Here is a 17,906-nt window from a genome sequence, read left to right as displayed (position 1 = left end):
GTTTTGTAGGCAATGAACAGACATTAGCGGTAGGGCCACCCCCGCGAGGTGTGGCAATACCCACACGTCGATCTGTCAGTGTTGTGCAAAGTCTCCTTGGCCGCGGACGGCCCCTTAGGACAGGATCGGCTCTCATGGACCTGCTGAACACGCTGGTGGACAAGGGGCTTCGGCGCGAGACGCCGAGCCGCGAGGAGGCGCTCGCCGTCCTCGCCACTTCCGACGACGACCTGCTCGACGTGGTGGCCGCGGCCGGAAAGGTGCGCCGCCACTGGTTCGGCCGACGGGTGAAGCTCAACTATCTCGTCAACCTCAAGTCGGGCCTGTGCCCCGAGGACTGCTCGTACTGCTCGCAGCGGCTGGGCTCCAAGGCGGAGATCCTCAAGTACACCTGGCTCAAGCCCGACCAGGCCTCCGCGGCGGCCGCGGCCGGGGTGTCCAGGGGCGCCAAGCGGGTGTGCCTGGTGGCCAGCGGGCGCGGCCCGACCGACCGGGACGTGGACCGGGTCTCGGACACCATCCGGGCCATCAAGGAGCAGAACGAGGCCGTCGAGGTGTGCGCCTGCCTGGGGCTGCTCTCCGACGGGCAGGCGGAGCGGCTGCGCGAGGCGGGCGCCGACGCCTACAACCACAACCTCAACACCTCCGAGTCGACGTACGGCGACATCACGACCACGCACACGTACGCCGACCGGGTGGACACGGTGAACAAGGCGCACGCGGCCGGTCTGTCCGCCTGCTCCGGCCTCATCGCGGGCATGGGCGAGAGCGACGAGGATCTGGTCGACGTGGTCTTCTCGCTGCGCGAGCTGGACCCGGACTCGGTGCCGGTCAACTTCCTGATCCCGATGGAGGGCACCCCGCTGGCCAAGGAGTGGCACCTCACCCCGCAGCGGTGCCTGCGCATCCTGGCGATGACGCGCTTCGTCTGCCCGGACGTGGAGGTGCGCATCGCGGGCGGGCGCGAGGTCCACCTGCGCACGATGCAGCCGCTCGCCCTGCACCTGGCCAACTCGATCTTCCTCGGCGACTACCTGACCAGCGAGGGCCAGGCGGGCCACGCCGACCTGGAGATGATCGCGGACGCCGGCTTCGAGGTGGAGGGCGCCGGCGAGGTCACGCTGCCGGAGCACCGCGCCTCGGTGCGGGGCGGCGGCTGCGGCTCGCACGCGGACGCCGGCGGTTGCGGCTCGCACGCGGACGCGGACGAGGCCGGTGCCGGTGCCGGGGGCTGCGGTTCGCACGCGGGCGGCGGAGTGTGCGCCCCCGCGTCCGCTGCGCCGCGCCCCGCCGAGGAGCCCCGCACGGACCTGGTGGCGGTGCGCCGCCGCGGCGCCGGCACGGACCTCGCGCCCAATGCCTGAGCCCGCGACGGACGTCGCCGAGCTGCTCGCGCTCGACCGGCGGCACGTCTGGCACCCGTACGGCCCCATGCCCGGCCGGCAGGACCCGCTCGTCGTGGAGTCGGCGAGCGGGGTGCGTCTGCGACCGGCCGACGGCTCCGGCGAGCTGGTCGACGGGATGTCGTCCTGGTGGTCGGCGATCCACGGCTACAACCACCCGGTGCTGAACGAGGCCGCGCGCGGGCAGTTGGAGCGGATGAGCCACGTCATGTTCGGCGGGCTCACCCACGAGCCCGCCGTACGGCTGGCGAAGCTGCTTGTCGACATGTCGCCCGAGGGTCTCGAGCACGTGTTCCTCGCCGACTCCGGTTCGGTGTCGGTCGAGGTCGCCGTGAAGATGTGCTTGCAGTACTGGCGTTCGCTCGGCCATCCCGGCAAGCGGCGCCTGCTCACCTGGCGCGGCGGCTACCACGGCGACACCTGGCAGCCCATGGCGGTGTGCGACCCGGAGGGCGGGATGCACGAGCTGTGGTCCGGCGTCCTGCCGCGCCAGGTCTTCGCGGACGCGCCTCCGGCGGAGTACGAGGAGGCGTACGCCGACCACCTGCGGTCGCTGATCGAGCGGCACGCCGGCGAACTGGCGGCGGTGATCGTCGAGCCGGTGGTGCAGGGTGCGGGCGGGATGCGGTTCCACTCCCCCGCGTATCTGCGGGTGCTGCGGGAGGCGTGCGACGCGCACGACGTACTGCTGGTGTTCGACGAGATCGCCACCGGGTTCGGGCGCACGGGTGCGTTGTTCGCCGCGGGGCACGCGGCGGTGACGCCGGACGTGATGTGCGTGGGCAAGGCGCTGACCGGCGGTTATCTGACGATGGCGGCCACCTTGTGCACCTCGCGGGTGGCCGACGGGATCTCGCGGGGCGAGGTGCCGGTGCTGGCGCACGGGCCGACGTTCATGGGCAATCCGCTGGCCGCAGCGGTGGCGTGCGCGTCGATCGGGCTGCTGCTCGGGCAGGACTGGCTCGCGGAGGTCAAGCGGATCGAGGCCGGTCTGGTCGACGGGCTCGCGCCCGCCGCCGCGCTGCCCGGGGTGCGGGACGTGCGGGTGCTCGGCGCGATCGGGGTGGTGCAGCTGGACCACCCCGTCGACATGCGGGCGGCGACGGAGGCGGCCGTGCGCGAGGGCGTGTGGCTGCGGCCGTTCCGCGACCTGGTCTACACGATGCCGCCGTACGTCACGGATGACGCGGACGTGGCACGGATCGCCCGCGCGGTGTGCGCGGCGGCACGGGAGGGATGACATGCCGGTACTGGTGATCACGGGCACGGGCACGGAGGTCGGCAAGACGGTCGTGACGGCCGCCGTCGCCGCGGCGGCCCTGGCGGGCGGCCGGTCCGTGGCCGTCCTGAAGGCGGCGCAGACCGGCGTGGGACCGGACGAGGCCGGGGACGCGCAGGAGGTGGCACGGCTCGCGGGGGACGTCACGGTCGCCGAGGTCGCCAGGTTCCCGGAGCCCTTGGCCCCGGGCACGGCCGCACGCCGGGCCGGGCTGCCGCCGGTGCGCCCGCCCGAGGTGGCGGAGGCCGCCGCCAAGCTGGCCACCGAGCACGACCTGGTCCTGGTCGAGGGCGCGGGTGGTCTCCTGGTCCGCTTCGACGCGGCCGGCGGGACCCTCGCGGACGTCGCCGGTCTGCTGGGCGCACCGGTGCTGGTGGTGACGTCGGCGGGGCTCGGCACGCTGAACACCACGGAGCTGACGGCGCGTGAACTGCGCTCCCGGGGGCTGGACCTGCCGGGGCTGGTGATCGGCAGCTGGCCCGACTCCCCGGACCTGGCCTCCCGCTGCAACCTCGCGGACCTGCCGGACGTGACCGGTGCCCCGCTGCTGGGCGCCGTGCCCGCCGGGGCGGGCGCCCTCGCTCCGGCCGCCTTCCGCTCGGCGGCACCCGCCTGGCTGGCACCCCCGCTGGAGGGAACCTGGGACGCGGACGCGTTCTACACCCGGCACGCCCCGTGACCCCGGCCCGGGGCCGCCGGGCCGCCCGCCCGCCGGCACGGCGCAGCCCGCGACCGGCGGCAGGTGTACCTCTCTCCGGCACGGCACCGCCGGCCCGGGGGTGGGGAAGCGCCACGCACCCGGCGTGAACCCGGGGCTTCCGGGCGCGGGCGCGTGGGGGGCCGTTGCGGGGCGGGCGAGGAGTCTCTTCCGTCGGGGGGTGCGCGGGGCCGGTGCGGGGGACAATCGCGGTAAGGCGCCACCTCGTGAGGGAGGTCCCATGCCGCTGCGATCCGTCCGGGCCCGCGGGGTGCCGCGGGACGCCGTGCACCATCCGCTGTTCGCCCGCTGCTACGCCCGGATCAGCGTGAACGCCGAGACCCGGATGGGCATGGCCCGCGTGCGCGAGCGGCTGCTCACCGGGCTGTCCGGGCGGGTGATCGAGGTCGGTGCGGGCAACGGGCTGAACTTCTCCCACTACCCCGACACCGTCTCCGAGGTGGTCGCCATCGAACCGGAGCGCCTGCTGCGGCACTTGGCGGTGGAGGCGGCGCTGCGCGCCCGGGTGCCGGTGGACGTGGCGCCGGGCGCGGCGGAGGCCCTGCCCGTCAAGAGCGAGGCCTTCGACGCGGCCGTGGTCTCGCTGGTGCTGTGCAGCGTCCGGGACGTGCCGCGGGCGCTCGCGGAGCTGCGGCGCGTGCTGCGGCCCGGCGGACAGGTGCGGTTCTTCGAGCACGGCAGGGGCGGCGGCCGGGTGATGACCTCGGCCCAGCGCGCGCTGGACCGGACGCTGTGGCCCCCGCTGTCCGGCGGCTGCCACCTGTCCCGCGAGCCGGTGGCCGCGCTGCGGGAGGCGGGGTTCACCCTGGGGCCCTACCGGCGCGTGATGATGCCGGAGAACGGGCCGGCCCTGCCCAGTTCGTACTGCGTCCTGGGCACGGCCTGGCGGCCCGCCTGAGGCGCGCCGCGGTCAGACACTCCACCGGCGCGGCTCGTCCCGGTCCCGGCGCCCGCTCGGCGGGCGTGGGTGCGGCTCCCGGCCGGCGGTGACCCGGTCGCGCGCGCCGCACCGGTCCGCATGCCGGAATTGCCGCACGGGGGCTGAACGATCATGGTGGGATCACCGCATGACCGAACTGCGCATACGGCCCGGCGCGCCCGAGGACATCGACGCCGCGCTGGCCTTCTGGAAGACAGCGGCCGAGGGAACGAGCATCAGTGACGACCGGGACGGCGTGGAGCGCCTGGTGACCCGTGACCCCGAGGCGCTGCTCCTCGCGGAGCGCGACGGGCGGCTGGTGGGCACGGTGATCGCGGGCTTCGACGGCTGGCGGTGCCATCTGTACCGGCTGGCGGTGCACCCGGACCACCGGCGCCAGGGCATCGGCTCGGCCCTCCTCGCGGCAGCCGACGAGCGGTTCGTACGGCTCGGCGGGCGCCGCGGGGACGCGATGGTGCTGGTGCGCAACGAGCGGGCCCAGCATGCCTGGCGGGCCGCCGGGTACGAGCCGCAGGAGCAGTGGCGGCGCTGGGTGAAGCACCTCGCCGGCTGAGCGACCGCGGGACGAAAGGTTGAAGAATTGAACATCGGGCGAACCTCCGGGTCCTGGCCGATCATGGATCCGAGGTGACCCGATGACCGAAGTGCTCCTGCTGCTGGTGGCGATCCTGCTGTCGCTCGCGTGCGGCGCCTTCGTCGCGGCCGAGTTCTCGCTGACCACCGTCGAACGGGGCGAACTGGAGCGGGCCGCGGCGCGGGGCGAACGGGGCGCGGCGAGCGCCCTCAAGGGCGTCCGGAACCTGACGTTCCAGCTCTCCGGCGCGCAGCTCGGCATCACGGTCACCAATCTGGTGGTCGGCATGCTGGCCGAGCCGTCGGTCGCGGCGCTGATCTCGGGTCCGCTGGAGGACCTGGGCATGTCCCGTTCGGCGGCGTCGTCGCTGGCCCTGGTGGTGGGCACGGCCCTGTCGACGCTTTTCCTGATGATCGTCGGCGAGCTGGTGCCGAAGAACTGGGCGATCTCCTCGCCGTTGACCGTGGCCAAGCGGGTGGGTGGTCCGCAGCGCTGGTTCAGCACCGCCTTCCGACCCTTCATCACCCACCTGAACAACACCGCCAACCGTGTCGTACGCCGTCTCGGCGTGGAGCCCGCCGAGGAGCTGGCGTCCGCGCGCGGGCCGCAGGAGTTGGCGGCGCTCGCCCGGCACTCGGCGAAGGAGGGCGCGCTGGAGGCCGACACCGCCGAGTTGTTCGTGCGCACCCTCAACCTCGCCGACCTGACGGCGCAGCAGGTGATGACACCGCGCGTCCAGGTCATGGCCCTGGACGCGCGGGCCACCTGCGAGGACGTGGCGAACGCGACGCGGGCGACGGGGCTGTCCCGGTTCCCCGTGTACCGGGACACCCTCGACGCCGTGGTCGGGACGGCGCACGTCAAGGACGTCCTGGCGGTGCCCGCCGAACGACGGCCCGGCATGCCGGTCGCCGACCTGATGCGCGAGCCGCTGCTGGTCCCCGAGTCGCTGACCGTCGACCGGCTCCTGGACCGGCTCTCCGGGCGGCGCACGATGGCCGTGGTGATCGACGAGTACGGCGGGACGGCGGGCGTGGCGACGCTGGAGGACATCGTCGAGGAGGTCGTGGGGCAGGTGCGGGACGAGCACGACCCGCACGAGACGCCCGAGCTCGACCCGGCCGGCACGGACGAGGAGGGGCGCGCGCTGTACCGGGCCGACGGCTCGGCGCGCGTGGACCGGCTGGAGCGGCTGGGGATGCGGGTGCCCGAGGGACCGTACGAGACGGTCGCGGGGCTGGTGGCGGCGGTCCTCGGGCGTATCCCCTCCGCCGGCGACCGGCTCGACGTCTCCGGCTGGCGGCTGGACGTCGTGGACGCCACCGGACGCAGGGCCGCCCGGGTGCTGATGCACGCGCCCCTGAACGGCGCCGACGGGGCGGCCGGCACCGGTCCCGGCGACGGGGACGACGAAGGGGAGGCGCGGCGGTGACCGCGGTACAGCTGCTGATCGGCCTGGCGACGCTGGTCGTCAACGCGTTCTTCGTGGGCGCCGAGTTCGCCCTGATCTCCGTGCGCCGCAGCCAGGTGGAGCCGTACGCCGAAGAGGGCGACACCCGTGCCAAGCGGGTGCTGTGGGGGCTGGAGCACGTGTCGGCGCTGCTGGCGGCCGCGCAGCTGGGCATCACGCTGTGCACGCTGGTCCTCGGCGTGGTCGCGGAACCGGCGATCGCGCATCTGCTGGAGCCGGTGTTCCACGCGGTGGGGGTGCCCTCGGGCGCGGGTCACGCGGTGTCCTTCGTGATCGCCCTGGCGCTGGCGACGTATCTGCACATGCTGCTCGGCGAGATGGTGCCGAAGAACGTCGCGCTGGCCGAGCCGGTGCGCAGCGCGTTGGTGCTCGGGCCGCCGCTGGTGGCGCTGTCCCGGGCGCTGCGTCCGGTGATCTTCACGGTCAACGCCTTCGCGAACGGGCTGCTCAAGCTGCTCAGGGTGGAGGCCAGGGACGAGGTGGCGGCGACCTTCACGGACACCGAGCTGGCGGAGATCGTCAAGGACGCGGGCGAGGCCGGACTGATCGACGACCGGGCCCGGGAGCGCCTGCACGACGCCCTGGAGCTGGGCCGGCGACCGGTGCGGGACGTGGTGCTGCCGCTGGAGCGCGTCGTCCACGCGCGCGTGGGCATCACCCCGGAGCAGCTGGAGCGGCTGTCGGCGCAGTCGGGGTTCTCCCGCTTCCCGGTGGTGGACGACGGACGGCGGATCGTCGGCTACCTGCACGTCAAGGACGCCCTGGACGCCTCGCCGCGGGACCTGCCGTTCCGGTTGCGGGACATGCGGCCCATCGCCCAGGTACGCGAACGCACCCCGCTGGACGACGTCCTGACCGCCATGCGGCGCAGCCGCACCCACCTGGCGGCGGTCCTCGGTTCCGACGGGCGGCTCGCGGGCCTGGTGACCATGGAGGACGTCCTGCGGGAGCTGTTCGGGCAACCGACGTGACCCCGGTGGACCCGGGCCGTCGGGACCCGACCGCGGAGGGCGACCGACCGGCGGGTATGTGCAGGGGATAGCATTTCCGTCGCCATGCAGACGAACCCCACGTACTCCAGTCTCGTCGCCGTAGGCGACTCCTTCACCGAGGGCATGTCGGACCTGCTGCCCGACGGCTCCTACCGGGGCTGGGCCGACCTCCTCGCCGCGCGGATGGCCGCCCGCTCCCCCGGCTTCCGGTACGCCAACCTGGCGGTGCGCGGCAAGCTGATCGGGCAGATCGTCGAGGAGCAGGTGGACGTCGCCGGCGCCATGGGGGCCGACGTGATCACGCTCGTCGGCGGGCTCAACGACACGCTGCGGCCCAAGTGCGACATGGCCCGGGTGCGGGACCTGCTGACCCAGGCCGTGGAGCGGCTCGCGCCGCGGTGCGAGCAGCTGGTGCTGATGCGCAGTCCGGGCCGCCAGGGTCCGGTGCTGGAGCGGTTCCGGCCCCGCATGGAGGCGCTGTTCGCCATCATCGACGACCTGGCCGCACAGCACGGCGCCGTGGTCGTCGACCTGTACGCGGCCCGGTCGCTGGCCGACCCGCGGATGTGGGACGTGGACCGGCTGCACCTGACCGCCGAGGGCCACCGCCGGGTCGCGGAGGCGGTGTGGCAGGCGCTCGGGTACGACGCCGAGGACCCCGACTGGCACGCGCCGGTCCCGGCGACCGCGCCGCCGGGCTGGGTGACCCGCCGGACCGCGGACGTCCGGTTCGCCCGGCAGCACCTGCTGCCGTGGATAGGCCGCAGGCTGACCGGCCGCTCGTCCGGGGACGGCCTGCCGCCCAAGCGTCCGGACCTGCTGCCCTACGAGGACCCGGCGCGGTGATCGCCAGCGCCCGGGGCCCTTCGTAGCTTCCGACGAACGGCCCCGCCGCGCCGACCTGCACGAATCGCCAGTAGAATCCGTCCACGTGACTTCCGCTCCCGCCAAGCCCCGCATCCCGAACGTCCTCGCCGGACGCTACGCCTCCGCCGAGCTCGCCACCCTCTGGTCGCCCGAGCAGAAGGTGAGGCTCGAGCGGCAGCTCTGGCTCGCCGTGCTGCGGGCCCAGAAGGACCTGGGCATCGAGGTGCCCGACGCCGCGATCGCCGACTACGAGCGCGTCCTCGACCAGGTCGACCTGGCCTCGATCGCCGAGCGCGAGAAGGTCACCCGGCACGACGTGAAGGCGCGGATCGAGGAGTTCAACGACCTCGCCGGGCACGAGCACGTGCACAAGGGCATGACCTCACGCGACCTGACGGAGAACGTCGAGCAGCTCCAGGTCCGGCTCTCCCTCGAACTGATCCGGGACCGCTCGGTGGCCGTCCTGGCCCGCCTCGGCAAGCTGGCGGGCGAGTACGGCGAGCTGGTCATGGCCGGCCGCTCCCACAACGTCGCCGCGCAGGCCACGACGCTGGGCAAGCGGTTCGCCACCGCCGCCGACGAGCTGCTCGTCGCCCACGGCCGGGTGGAGGAGCTGCTCGGCCGTTACCCGCTGCGCGGCATCAAGGGCCCGGTCGGCACCGCCCAGGACATGCTGGACCTGCTCGGCGGTGACGCGGGGCGGCTCGCCGAGCTGGAGCAGCGGATCGCCGGGCACCTCGGCTTCTCGCAGGCGTTCACCTCGGTCGGCCAGGTCTACCCGCGCTCCCTGGACTACGAGGTCGTCACCGCGCTGGTGCAGCTCGCGGCGGCGCCTTCGTCGCTGGCCAAGACCATCCGGCTGATGGCCGGGCACGAGCTGGTCACCGAGGGCTTCAAGCCCGGCCAGGTCGGCTCCTCCGCGATGCCGCACAAGATGAACACCCGCTCCTGCGAGCGCGTCAACGGCCTGATGGTGATCCTGCGCGGCTACGCCTCGATGACCGGCGAGCTGGCGGGCGACCAGTGGAACGAGGGCGACGTGTCCTGCTCGGTGGTGCGCCGGGTCGCGCTGCCGGACGCGTTCTTCGCGCTGGACGGGCTGCTGGAGACGTTCCTCACCGTGCTCGACGAGTTCGGCGCCTTCCCCGCCGTCGTCGCCCGCGAGCTGGACCGCTACCTGCCGTTCCTCGCCACCACCAAGGTGCTGATGGGCGCGGTGCGGGCCGGGGTCGGCCGCGAGGTCGCCCACGAGGCGATCAAGGAGAACGCCGTCGCCTCCGCACTGGCCATGCGCGAGCAGGGAGCCGAGCGCAACGAGCTCCTCGACAAGCTGGCCGCCGACGACCGCATCCCGCTGGACCGTGCCGCCCTCGACGCCCTGATGGCCGACAAGCTCTCCTTCACCGGCGCGGCGGCCGGCCAGGTCGCCGTCGTCGTCGGCCGGATCGAGGAGATCGTCAAGCGGCACCCGGAGGCCGCGGGCTACACCCCGGGAGCCATCCTCTGAGCCGGATCACCCGGGAGGAGCTGGAGGCCGCCCGCGACCGTCTGCTGCCGGACGTCGTCGCGGACGGCCTGCGAGTGCTGTTCTGCGGCATCAACCCGGGGCTGCTGTCGGCGGCGACGGGGCACCACTTCGCCCGCCCGGGCAACCGCTTCTGGCCGGTCCTGCACCGGTCCGGGTTCACCCCGCGGCTGCTGAAGCCGTCGGAGCAGGAGCTGTTGCCGTCGTACGGGCTCGGCATCACGAACGTCGTGGCGCGGGCCAGCGCGCGGGCGGACGAGCTGACCGCCGAGGAGTACCGGGAGGGCGGGCGGCTGCTGACGGCCAAGGTGGCGCGGCTGCGGCCCCGCTGGCTGGCCGTGGTCGGGGTCACCGCGTACCGCACGGCCTTCGACGAGCGGAAGGCGCACGTGGGGCCTCAGGAGCGGATGTTCGGCAGTACGCGGGTATGGGTGCTACCGAATCCGAGCGGCCTCAACGCGCACTGGTCGGTGGAGTCGATGGCGGAGGAGTTCGCCCGGCTGCGCGTCGCCGCGGAGGCGGGGCCGCAGGCACAGGCGGGACCGCAGGCGTAGGCGGGGCGGGAGCCGGCGCCGCAGGCGGGGGCGGGGCGGTCACGGGGGTGCCTCTTGCGTCAGCACCGCCAGCAGCCGCACCTCGTCCGTCTCGTCGCGGTCGGCGACGGCCACCGCGACCCAGCGGCCGGTGCCCTCCGCCTCCCACAGGCAGGCCGTGTCCGCGCGGGCACTCAGGCCTGCCCAGGGCTCGGGTATCTCCTCCCGCTCGGTCCGCAGCAGGACCGTCTGCAGGTTCCAGGGGTCCGTCTCGCCCCAGCGCCGGGCCAGGCGCTCGTAGAGGGCGTCCCGATCCTTCTCGTACTGCTCCACCGTCGCCGCCCGCCGGGCCGGGTCGCCGCCGCCGAGACCGTGGCTGCTCTCCAGCACCGCCGTGAAGTACCCGGGGCCCGCGGTGCCTTCGTCGGACGGGCCGTGCTCCGCCGGGAACGGCCGGAAGCACAGCTCGTCGATGAGGGCGAGGTGCCGCGCGATGTCCATGCCTCCAGTAAACCCGCCGCCACTGACAATTGGCGGGGCGTCAGCCCGGCCGCCGGGCCTTCGCGGTCAGGCGTCCCGTCGGCGCAGCCGCCAGAGCCCGGCCAGGAGTGCGGCCGCCGCCCACAGGGCGGTCACCGCGAGCCCCGACCAAGGCCCCAGAGTCCCCTCGTGCGTCTGGTACAGGACGATCTGCCCGGCTCTGTCCGGCAGGAAGTCGGCGCCACTGCCCGCCGTGTCCCCGATCACGAAGGAGACCACGAGGATGAACGGGATCAGGGTGGACAGGGTGGCCACGCCACTGCGGAACAGGGTGGTGAGGCCGGCCGCGAACAGGGCCATGAGCGTGAGGTAGATGCCGCATCCCAGGACGCCCCGGGTCTGTTCGCCCGCGGTGAGTCCGTCCGCCGCCGCGCCGAGGCCCGCACGCGCGGCGAGCAGGGCGGCGAGTGCGGTGACCAGTCCCACCGCGAGGACCGGTACGGCGACGACCGCCAGCTTCGCCGCGAACCACCGCCCCCGTTGCGGGACGGCGGCCAGGGTGAGCCGGATTCCGTTGCCCTGGTACTCGCTGGAGACGACGACCGCGCCGAAGGCTACGGCCGCGATCTGGCCGGGCATGACTCCGGACAGGGCCATGAACAGCGGGTCGAAGTCCGGGGCGGAGGTGTCGGACACCCCCGCCAGCGCGGAGAACGCGGTGGTGAAGGCGAACAGGGCCAGCAAGGTGCCGCACAGCGAGCGCAGGGTGAGCACCTTGAGCGCCTCCGCGCGGAGAACGGGCGCGAGATCCATGGTCAGGCCTCCTGGGGCTGTGCGGTGAACTCGGTCTCGGTGGCGGTCAGGTCGAGGTAGGCCTGTTCCAGCGTGCCTTCGTCTGCGGAGAGTTCGAGGACGGGCACGCCCGCGCCGGACACGATCCGGCCGATGTCGTCCACGCGCGCGTGCTGCACGGTCCAGTGGCCGTCGTCGTGTTCCACGGCGTCGTGGCCGTGCCGGGCGAGAGCGGCTTTCAGGGCGGTCGGGTCGGACGTGCGGATGCGGACCCGGGGCCGCACGCGGGCGTCGATGAACTCCCGCATCGGCGTGTCGGCGAGCAGGCGGCCCCGGCCGAGGACGACCAGGTGGTCGGCGAAGGACGCGGTCTCGTTCATCAGGTGGCTGGAGACGAGGACGGTGCGCCCTTCCGCGGCGAGCCGGCGCAGCAGTCCGCGGATCCAGATGATGCCCTCGGGGTCCAGCCCGTTGGACGGCTCGTCCAGCATCACCACCTCGGGGTCGCCGAGCAGTGCGGCGGCGATGCCCAGCCGCTGGCGCATGCCCAGGGAGTACGTCTTCACCCGGCGGCGGGCCACGGACGCGATGCCCGTCTCCTCCATCACCTCGTCGACCCGGCGGACGGGCACGCGGTTGCTCGCCGCCAGGACGCGCAGGTGGTTCCTGGCGGTGCGCGAGCCGTGGGCCGCGTCCGCGTCGAGCAGGGCGCCGACCTGCCGCAACGGCTCACGCAGCGCGGCGTAGGCGCGTCCGCCGACGGTCGCGGTGCCGGAGGTGGGCCGGTCCAGGCCCAGCACGAGCCGCATCGCGGTGGACTTGCCGGCGCCGTTGGGACCGAGGAAGCCGGTGACACGGCCGGGGCGCACGGTGAAGGTGAGGTCGTCGACGGCTCGTCGGGTGCCGTACTCCTTGGTGAGGTTCTGGACGTCGATGCTGGTCATGGCAGCAGCGTGCCGTTCGCCGCGGGGGCGGGGCCTCCCCCGCGGGTGGAGATCGTCTCCCCCGTGCGGGGGAGGTCCGGTGCCGGAGGCGGCTGGGACGATGACTCCATGGTCCGCTTGCTGCGCCCACTGTTCCGGGGGACGACGTACACACGGCTGCTGCACCTGTGGGTGCCCATGCTCGTGGTGAGCGTGTGGGCGCTCATCGACGACACCAAGCTGTGGGTGCCCGCAGCGTTGCTGGTGCCGGTCGGCCTTGTCCCGGCGGTACGGACCGGTGAGGGCGTGCAGGCCCGGCTGCTTCTCACACCCGGCCTCCAGGACCCCGCCTTCTCGGTCGCCCCCTCGGCGACCTGGCGGGACCGGCTGCGCACCATGGCGTGGCTGGAACTGCGCATGCTGCTGGGTGCCTTGACCACGGGCGTCTGCGTCTGGCTCCCCGTTCTCACCGTCGAACTGGTCCGGCTCGCCCTGGGCCACCGGATCGACGACATACCGGTCCTGCGTGACGCCGCGCCGCACTGGGCGTACGCGCTCCTCGCGCCGCTTCCTCTCCTCGCCCTGTACGGCGCCGTGGTCGGCCTCGGCGTGCTGGCGACGGCGGGCGCCCGCGCGTTCCTCGGACCGTCCGCCGCCGAACGGCTCAGCGCCCTTGAGGAACGTACCGAGCAGCTCCTGGAACGCAACCGCATCGCCCGCGAGCTGCACGACTCCATCGGTCACGCGCTGACCGTCGCCGTGGTCCAGGCGGGCGCCGCCCGCGCGGCGAACAGCGCCGAGTTCACCGACCGGGCGCTGAGCGCGATCGAGGAGACCGGCAGGGCCGCCCTGGAGGACCTGGAGCGGGTGCTCGGGGTGCTGCGGGAGTCGGAGCGGCCGGTGAGCAGCAGACCGACGCTCGCCGACGCCGACCGGCTGCTGGAGTCCGCCCGTGCGTCGGGAGCCAAGGTCGACGCCGAGGTCACGGGTGCCGTGGAGACCCTGCCGGGCCCCGTCACCCGCGAGGGCTACCGCATCCTTCAGGAGGCGCTGACCAACGTGCTGCGCCACGCCGGTGCCGTGCCGACCCGGGTCCGCGTCGAGGTGGCGGACGGTGTCCTGATCCTGGACGTGCGCAATCCGCTGCCGGACCCGCGGGCGGCGCCGGGGCGCGGCGCGGGGCTGCGGGGCATTCGGGAACGGGCCGCGCTGCTGGGCGGCCGGGCGCACACGGGGCCGGACGGCGCCGGTGACTGGAAGGTGCGCGTCGAGCTGCCGCCGGGCTGATCTACGCTGGTCCGATGCCGGTCAGAGTGCTCCTCGTCGACGACGAACCCCTCGTACGCGCGGGACTTCGGGCGGTACTGGAGGCGCAGCCGGACATCGAGGTGGTCGGTGAGGCGGCCGACGGGGCGGCGGTCGTTCCACTGGTGCGGCAGACGCGGCCGGACGTGGTCGCCATGGACGTCCGTATGCCGTTGCTGGACGGAATCGAGGCCACGCGCGCGTTGCTGCGGACGGTGGCGGACCCGCCGAAGATCCTCGTGGTGACGACCTTCGAGAACGACGAGTACGTGTACGAGGCACTGCGGGCGGGGGCCGACGGCTTCCTGCTCAAGCGCGCCCGCCCGGCCGAGATCGTGCACGCGGTGCGGCTGATCGCGGAGGGTGATTCCCTCCTGTTCCCGGCCTCGGTGCGGCAGCTGGCCGCCGAGTACGGCGACGGCGACGGGAACCGCGCGGCGCGCGCCGAGTTGGAGCGCGCCCGGCTGACCGAGCGGGAGGGCGAGGTGCTGCGGCTGATGGCGCGGGGGCTGTCGAACGCGGAGATCGCCGCGCGGCTGGTGGTCGGCACGGAGACGGTGAAGTCGCACGTGAGCGCCGTGCTGGCGAAGCTGGGGGCGCGGGACCGCACCCAGGCGGTGATCAAGGCGTACGAGTCGGGGTTCGTGGCACCCGCGTGAGGGACGGTGGTGGGCCGGGGAGGGGCGGACCGGCGCTCGCCGGGGGTCGGCGGGCCGAGTACCATCCGGCCCAACACGCGCACGAGCTGGGAGGACGGACCTTGGCAGGCCTGACCGGCGGGGATCCGTCGCTGTTGCGGAGGATCAACTCCGCTGTGGTGCTGCACGCGCTGCGTGCGACGGACTCCGCGACACTGACCGAGGTCACCCGGGTGACGGGGCTGTCCCGGCCGACCGTCGAGGGTGTCGTCGAGGGGCTGATCGAGGCCGGTCTGGTCGTCGAGACGGCGCCCGGCGAGGGGGCGGCCAGGCGGCAGGGACGGCCCGCGCGGCGGTTCCGGTTCCGGGCGGAGGCCGGGCACCTGCTCGGCCTGGAGATCGGCCCGCACCGGGTCGCCGCGCTCCTGTCCGATCTGGACGGCCGGGTGATCGGTGCCCAGGCCAAGGACGTGGACGAGAACGCGTCCGCCGACGAGCGGCTGGAGCGGCTGCGTACGGCCGTCGCCGAGCTGCTGCGCCGGGCCGGTGTGGCGCGCGGTTCGCTGCGCGCGGTCGGCGCAGCCACCCCCGGCATCGTCGAGGCGGACGGCACGGTCCGTCTGGGCACGGCGCTGCCCGGGTGGACCGGCCTGGGCCTCGGCGAGCGGCTGAGCCGTTCCTTCAAGTGCCCGGTCCTGGTCGAGAACGACGCCAACGCGGCGGCGGTGGCCGAGCACTGGAAGGGTTCCGCCACCGAGTGCGAGGACATGGTGTTCGTGCTGGCCGGGCTGAGCCCCGGGGCCGGAGCGCTGATCGGCGGACGGCTGCACCGGGGGTACGGCGGGGCGGCCGGGGAGATCGGCGCGCTGCATCTGCTGGGCCGCGACGTGACGCCGGAGACACTGCTGTCGACGACGGACCAGCCGCTGCACCCGCTGGACGAGCAGGCGGTCGCCAAGGTCTTCGCCGAGGCCCGGGAGGGCGACGAACGGGCCCGTGCGGCCGTGGAGCGTTTCCTCCAGCGGCTGGTGCACGACGTGGCGGCGCTGGCGCTGGCCCTCGACCCCGAGATGGTCGTCATCGGGGGCTGGGCGGCCGGTCTCGACGGTGTGCTGGAGCCGTTGCGCCGGGAGCTGGCGCGCTACTGCCTGCGTCCGCCGCGGGTGGCGCTGTCACTGCTCGGCGAGGCCGCGGTGGCGACGGGTGCGCTGCGGCTCGCCCTCGACCATGTGGAGGAGCAGCTGTTCGCGGTCGAGGGCGCGACGGCCCGCCGCTGACCCGTGTGACGGGAGGCCGGGGCGCCGGGCGGCAGGCCCTGCCGACGGTCCTGACGGCGTCCCGGAACCATCGCGGCGGGAGCCCGCACGTCGCGGCTGCGGCCGCCGCGGGTCGCCCTCACCCCGCCGGGCGAGGCCACGGTGGCGACGAGCACGCCCCGGATCGCCGCTGACCCCGCGGCGAGGGGCCGGGTCGGCGTGGTTGGACAGGCCAGGGGGCGTTGCGGCGGGAGCCGGCGCGAGCCTGCTGCGGTCCCGTAGCGGCCCCGCCCGGTTCTCGCGGTCGGCATCGGGTGGCAGGGGGCCGGAAGGGTCGGGTCGGTCAGGAGGCCTGGGTCTCGGGGCCGTGGTGGATCTCCACGTCGCCGAAGTCGCCGAAGGTCAGCCGGCAGGTGTCCGCGCGGTAGGTGGCGACGGAGAGCGCGGCGGTGCGGCCCTCGGTGAGGTAGCGGGTGGTGACCACGAGGACGGGTGCGCCGGGGAGACGGTCCAGCTCCCTCGCGTCGTCCGCGCCCGCCGAGCCCAGCTCCACGGCGCTCTCCCGCCGCTCCAGTACCCCGCGCTGAAGTTCGCGCAGTACGGCTCGCGCGCGTGCGGCGCCGGAGGGCGCGTCGATGGCGGTGAGGCCGGGCACCGAGGACGACGGGACGTACAGCAGGTCCGCGGCGACGGGCTGACCGTGGCTCACGCGGGAGCGGCGGACGGTGTGGACGTCCTCGTCGCGGCCTGTCTCCAGGGCGTCGGCCACGGCCGCCGGCGGTGCCGCGAGGAGGCAGTCGACCGGCTGCCAGGCGTCGTCGGCCGTTCCCGGCCAGGCGTGCTCCCGGGTGTCCACGGCCACGCCGACGCGCGGCGGGGCCACGGTCGTGCCGACGCCGCGGCGACGCTGGAGCCTGCCCTCCAGTTCGAGCTGCTCAAGGGCCTGGCGCAGCGTCGCGCGGGCGACGCCGAAGCGGGCGGCGAGGTCGCGCTCGTTGGGCAGGATCTCGCCCACCTCGAACTCCGAGTCCAGGGCCTCGCTGAGCACGGTCCTGAGGTGCCAGTACTTGGGCTCCGGCACCGGTTCCAACTGCGTGGTCCCCACCCTGTCCTCCGCAATCGCCGTGGTCCGGCGGCGTTTTGACGCCCTTGTTTATTAAAGGTTGTTGCAGTTCTCTGCGACCATAAGACGCCCCACCCCCTTGGTCAAGACCAATCCCGCGACAGGACGGCCCCGGACCCCGTCCGGCGACGGGGTACGGGGCCGTGGAGCGGTGGCGGGGATGCCGGGTCAGGGGGCGTCGGCCAGGGACACCAGCTTGTCCGGGTTGCGGATGACGTACACCGACTGGATGCGGCCGTCGGCGACGTCCACCTGGACCACGGAGTCGGGCTTCCCGCCGGAGCGGACCAGCAGCGCCGGACCGCCGTTGACCTCCAGGAAGTGGAAGGTGGCGTCGGAGATGCCCTGTCGCGCCACGCCGAGCAGGAAGCGGGCCACCTTGTCGGAGCTCTCCAGCACGCGCAGCGGCGCCTTGGCGCGGCCTCCGCTGTCGCCCACCAGCCGTACGTCCGGCGCCAGCGTGGCCAGCAGGCCGGCCATGTCGCCGTTCGCCGCGGCCGCGAGGAAGCGTTCGGTGAGGTCGCGGCGCTGCGCCGGGTCGACGTCGTAGCGGGGCCGCCGCTCCTCGACGTGCTTGCGGGCCCGTCCGGCGAGCTGGCGCACCGCGGCCTCCCCGCGCTCCAGCATCGCGGCGATCTCCGCGTACGGGTAGCCGAACGCCTCCCTCAGGACGAAGACCGCCCGCTCCAGCGGTGACAGCGACTCCAGGACGACGAGCACGGCGAAGGACACCGAGTCGGCGAGCACGGCCCGCTCGGCGGTGTCCTGCACGGCGTCCCCGAAGTCGGTGGCGTAGGGCTCCGGCAGCCAGGGGCCGACGTAGGTCTCGCCGCGCGACTTGATCTGACGCAGCCGGTCGATGGCGAGGCGGGTGGTGACGCGCACCAGGTATCCGCGCGCCTCCCGGACGCCGGAGCGGTCGGCGCCGGACCAGCGCAGCCAGGCCTCCTGGACCACGTCCTCCGCGTCGGCGAGGCGGCCCAGCATGCGGTAGGCGACTCCCAGGAGGACGGGGCGGTGCTCTTCGAAGACGTCGGTCGCGGTGTCGGTGGTCACCGCTCCATCCCAGCGGACGCGTCCCGCCCTG

The 17,906-nt window shown here is 74.0% G+C and carries 18 protein-coding genes; 13 read left to right on the top strand and 5 right to left on the bottom strand.

Features of this window, described 5'->3' with window-relative positions:
- The first annotated feature begins 134 nt into the window (after positions 1 to 134).
- From bioB to mug, 10 genes are all read left to right on the top strand, one after another.
- Positions 135 to 1,364 (top strand): biotin synthase BioB, encoded by a 1,230-nt coding sequence (bioB, locus tag ACIBCJ_RS34690; RefSeq protein WP_365979710.1) that lies wholly within the window; start codon positions 135 to 137, stop codon positions 1,362 to 1,364.
- Complete coding sequence (locus tag ACIBCJ_RS34685) at positions 1,357 to 2,643, top strand: adenosylmethionine--8-amino-7-oxononanoate transaminase (protein WP_365979709.1); 1,287 nt, start codon at positions 1,357 to 1,359, stop codon at positions 2,641 to 2,643. The genes bioB and ACIBCJ_RS34685 overlap by 8 nt, the downstream gene beginning before the upstream one ends.
- A gap of 1 nt (position 2,644) precedes the next feature.
- Positions 2,645 to 3,361 (top strand): dethiobiotin synthase, encoded by a 717-nt coding sequence (bioD, locus tag ACIBCJ_RS34680; RefSeq protein ID WP_365979708.1) that lies wholly within the window; start codon positions 2,645 to 2,647, stop codon positions 3,359 to 3,361.
- A gap of 259 nt (positions 3,362 to 3,620) precedes the next feature.
- Complete coding sequence (locus ACIBCJ_RS34675; protein ID WP_365979707.1) at positions 3,621 to 4,298, top strand: class I SAM-dependent methyltransferase; 678 nt, start codon at positions 3,621 to 3,623, stop codon at positions 4,296 to 4,298.
- 169 nt (positions 4,299 to 4,467) lie between these two features.
- Positions 4,468 to 4,893, top strand: coding sequence for a GNAT family N-acetyltransferase (locus ACIBCJ_RS34670; protein ID WP_362503387.1), 426 nt, complete (start codon positions 4,468 to 4,470; stop codon positions 4,891 to 4,893).
- An 82-nt stretch (positions 4,894 to 4,975) separates the two neighbouring features.
- Positions 4,976 to 6,346 (top strand): hemolysin family protein, encoded by a 1,371-nt coding sequence (locus ACIBCJ_RS34665; protein WP_365979706.1) that lies wholly within the window; start codon positions 4,976 to 4,978, stop codon positions 6,344 to 6,346.
- A complete protein-coding gene (locus ACIBCJ_RS34660) occupies positions 6,343 to 7,356 on the top strand; it encodes a hemolysin family protein (RefSeq protein ID WP_362096605.1) in 1,014 nt (337 codons plus the stop codon). Before ACIBCJ_RS34665 ends, ACIBCJ_RS34660 begins: the two co-directional genes overlap by 4 nt.
- A gap of 84 nt (positions 7,357 to 7,440) precedes the next feature.
- Positions 7,441 to 8,223, top strand: coding sequence for an SGNH/GDSL hydrolase family protein (locus tag ACIBCJ_RS34655; protein WP_365979705.1), 783 nt, complete (start codon positions 7,441 to 7,443; stop codon positions 8,221 to 8,223).
- An 85-nt stretch (positions 8,224 to 8,308) separates the two neighbouring features.
- Complete coding sequence (purB, locus tag ACIBCJ_RS34650; protein WP_133886935.1) at positions 8,309 to 9,751, top strand: adenylosuccinate lyase; 1,443 nt, start codon at positions 8,309 to 8,311, stop codon at positions 9,749 to 9,751.
- The gene (mug, locus tag ACIBCJ_RS34645; protein ID WP_362503462.1) at positions 9,748 to 10,323 is read left to right on the top strand and encodes a G/U mismatch-specific DNA glycosylase; all 576 of its coding nucleotides are present in this window, start codon (positions 9,748 to 9,750) and stop codon (positions 10,321 to 10,323) included. The genes purB and mug overlap by 4 nt, the downstream gene beginning before the upstream one ends.
- Positions 10,324 to 10,362: 39 nt before the next feature.
- Here mug and ACIBCJ_RS34640 read toward each other — a convergent pair whose 3' ends face one another.
- The 3 genes from ACIBCJ_RS34640 to ACIBCJ_RS34630 all read right to left on the bottom strand — a co-directional run bounded on the left by ACIBCJ_RS34640 (position 10,363) and on the right by ACIBCJ_RS34630 (position 12,518).
- Entirely contained in the window at positions 10,363 to 10,803 is a 441-nt protein-coding gene (locus tag ACIBCJ_RS34640; protein ID WP_365979704.1) for a hypothetical protein, read from the bottom strand.
- 66 nt (positions 10,804 to 10,869) lie between these two features.
- Positions 10,870 to 11,595, bottom strand: coding sequence for an ABC transporter permease (locus ACIBCJ_RS34635; protein WP_365979703.1), 726 nt, complete (start codon positions 11,593 to 11,595; stop codon positions 10,870 to 10,872).
- A gap of 2 nt (positions 11,596 to 11,597) precedes the next feature.
- Positions 11,598 to 12,518 carry an ATP-binding cassette domain-containing protein gene (locus ACIBCJ_RS34630; RefSeq protein ID WP_365979702.1) on the bottom strand — a complete coding sequence of 307 codons (921 nt, stop codon included), beginning with the start codon at positions 12,516 to 12,518 and terminating at the stop codon, positions 11,598 to 11,600.
- Between the two features lie 108 nt (positions 12,519 to 12,626).
- On the opposite strand from ACIBCJ_RS34630, the gene ACIBCJ_RS34625 reads away from it, so the two are divergent.
- The 3 genes from ACIBCJ_RS34625 (at position 12,627) to ACIBCJ_RS34615 (ending at position 15,717) form a co-directional block, all read left to right on the top strand.
- Positions 12,627 to 13,784, top strand: a complete 1,158-nt coding sequence (locus ACIBCJ_RS34625) for a histidine kinase (RefSeq protein WP_365979701.1) — start codon at positions 12,627 to 12,629, stop codon at positions 13,782 to 13,784.
- Between the two features lie 14 nt (positions 13,785 to 13,798).
- Positions 13,799 to 14,461 carry a response regulator transcription factor gene (locus ACIBCJ_RS34620; protein WP_362096626.1) on the top strand — a complete coding sequence of 221 codons (663 nt, stop codon included), beginning with the start codon at positions 13,799 to 13,801 and terminating at the stop codon, positions 14,459 to 14,461.
- A 101-nt stretch (positions 14,462 to 14,562) separates the two neighbouring features.
- Positions 14,563 to 15,717: an ROK family transcriptional regulator gene (locus ACIBCJ_RS34615; RefSeq protein ID WP_365979700.1), complete on the top strand. Its 1,155-nt coding sequence runs from the start codon at positions 14,563 to 14,565 to the stop codon at positions 15,715 to 15,717.
- Between the two features lie 322 nt (positions 15,718 to 16,039).
- On the opposite strand, the gene ACIBCJ_RS34610 is transcribed toward ACIBCJ_RS34615, so the two are convergent.
- Positions 16,040 to 16,801, bottom strand: coding sequence for a GntR family transcriptional regulator (locus ACIBCJ_RS34610; protein ID WP_365979699.1), 762 nt, complete (start codon positions 16,799 to 16,801; stop codon positions 16,040 to 16,042).
- A gap of 186 nt (positions 16,802 to 16,987) precedes the next feature.
- Positions 16,988 to 17,875 (bottom strand): RNA polymerase sigma-70 factor, encoded by an 888-nt coding sequence (locus ACIBCJ_RS34605; RefSeq protein WP_362096635.1) that lies wholly within the window; start codon positions 17,873 to 17,875, stop codon positions 16,988 to 16,990.
- Positions 17,876 to 17,906 lie beyond the last annotated feature (31 nt).

Origin of the sequence: Streptomyces sp. NPDC051136, from assembly GCF_044455745.1 — a bacterium.
Classification (GTDB): domain Bacteria; phylum Actinomycetota; class Actinomycetes; order Streptomycetales; family Streptomycetaceae; genus Streptomyces.
The sequence above is the reverse complement of the archived record's forward strand: the minus strand, read 5'-3'. Positions and strand labels throughout refer to the sequence as shown.

Bases quoted from the DNA above. Each gene is read 5' to 3' on its own strand.
- bioB (WP_365979710.1), top strand. From the start codon at position 135: ATGGACCTGCTGAACACGCTGGTGGACAAGGGGCTTCGGCGCGAGACG.
- ACIBCJ_RS34685 (WP_365979709.1), top strand. From the start codon at position 1,357: ATGCCTGAGCCCGCGACGGACGTCGCCGAGCTGCTCGCGCTCGACCGG.
- bioD (WP_365979708.1), top strand. From the start codon at position 2,645: ATGCCGGTACTGGTGATCACGGGCACGGGCACGGAGGTCGGCAAGACG.
- ACIBCJ_RS34675 (WP_365979707.1), top strand. From the start codon at position 3,621: ATGCCGCTGCGATCCGTCCGGGCCCGCGGGGTGCCGCGGGACGCCGTG.
- ACIBCJ_RS34670 (WP_362503387.1), top strand. From the start codon at position 4,468: ATGACCGAACTGCGCATACGGCCCGGCGCGCCCGAGGACATCGACGCC.
- ACIBCJ_RS34665 (WP_365979706.1), top strand. From the start codon at position 4,976: ATGACCGAAGTGCTCCTGCTGCTGGTGGCGATCCTGCTGTCGCTCGCG.
- ACIBCJ_RS34655 (WP_365979705.1), top strand. From the start codon at position 7,441: ATGCAGACGAACCCCACGTACTCCAGTCTCGTCGCCGTAGGCGACTCC.
- ACIBCJ_RS34640 (WP_365979704.1), bottom strand. From the start codon at position 10,803: ATGGACATCGCGCGGCACCTCGCCCTCATCGACGAGCTGTGCTTCCGG.
- ACIBCJ_RS34635 (WP_365979703.1), bottom strand. From the start codon at position 11,595: ATGGATCTCGCGCCCGTTCTCCGCGCGGAGGCGCTCAAGGTGCTCACC.
- ACIBCJ_RS34630 (WP_365979702.1), bottom strand. From the start codon at position 12,518: ATGACCAGCATCGACGTCCAGAACCTCACCAAGGAGTACGGCACCCGA.
- ACIBCJ_RS34625 (WP_365979701.1), top strand. From the start codon at position 12,627: ATGGTCCGCTTGCTGCGCCCACTGTTCCGGGGGACGACGTACACACGG.
- ACIBCJ_RS34620 (WP_362096626.1), top strand. From the start codon at position 13,799: ATGCCGGTCAGAGTGCTCCTCGTCGACGACGAACCCCTCGTACGCGCG.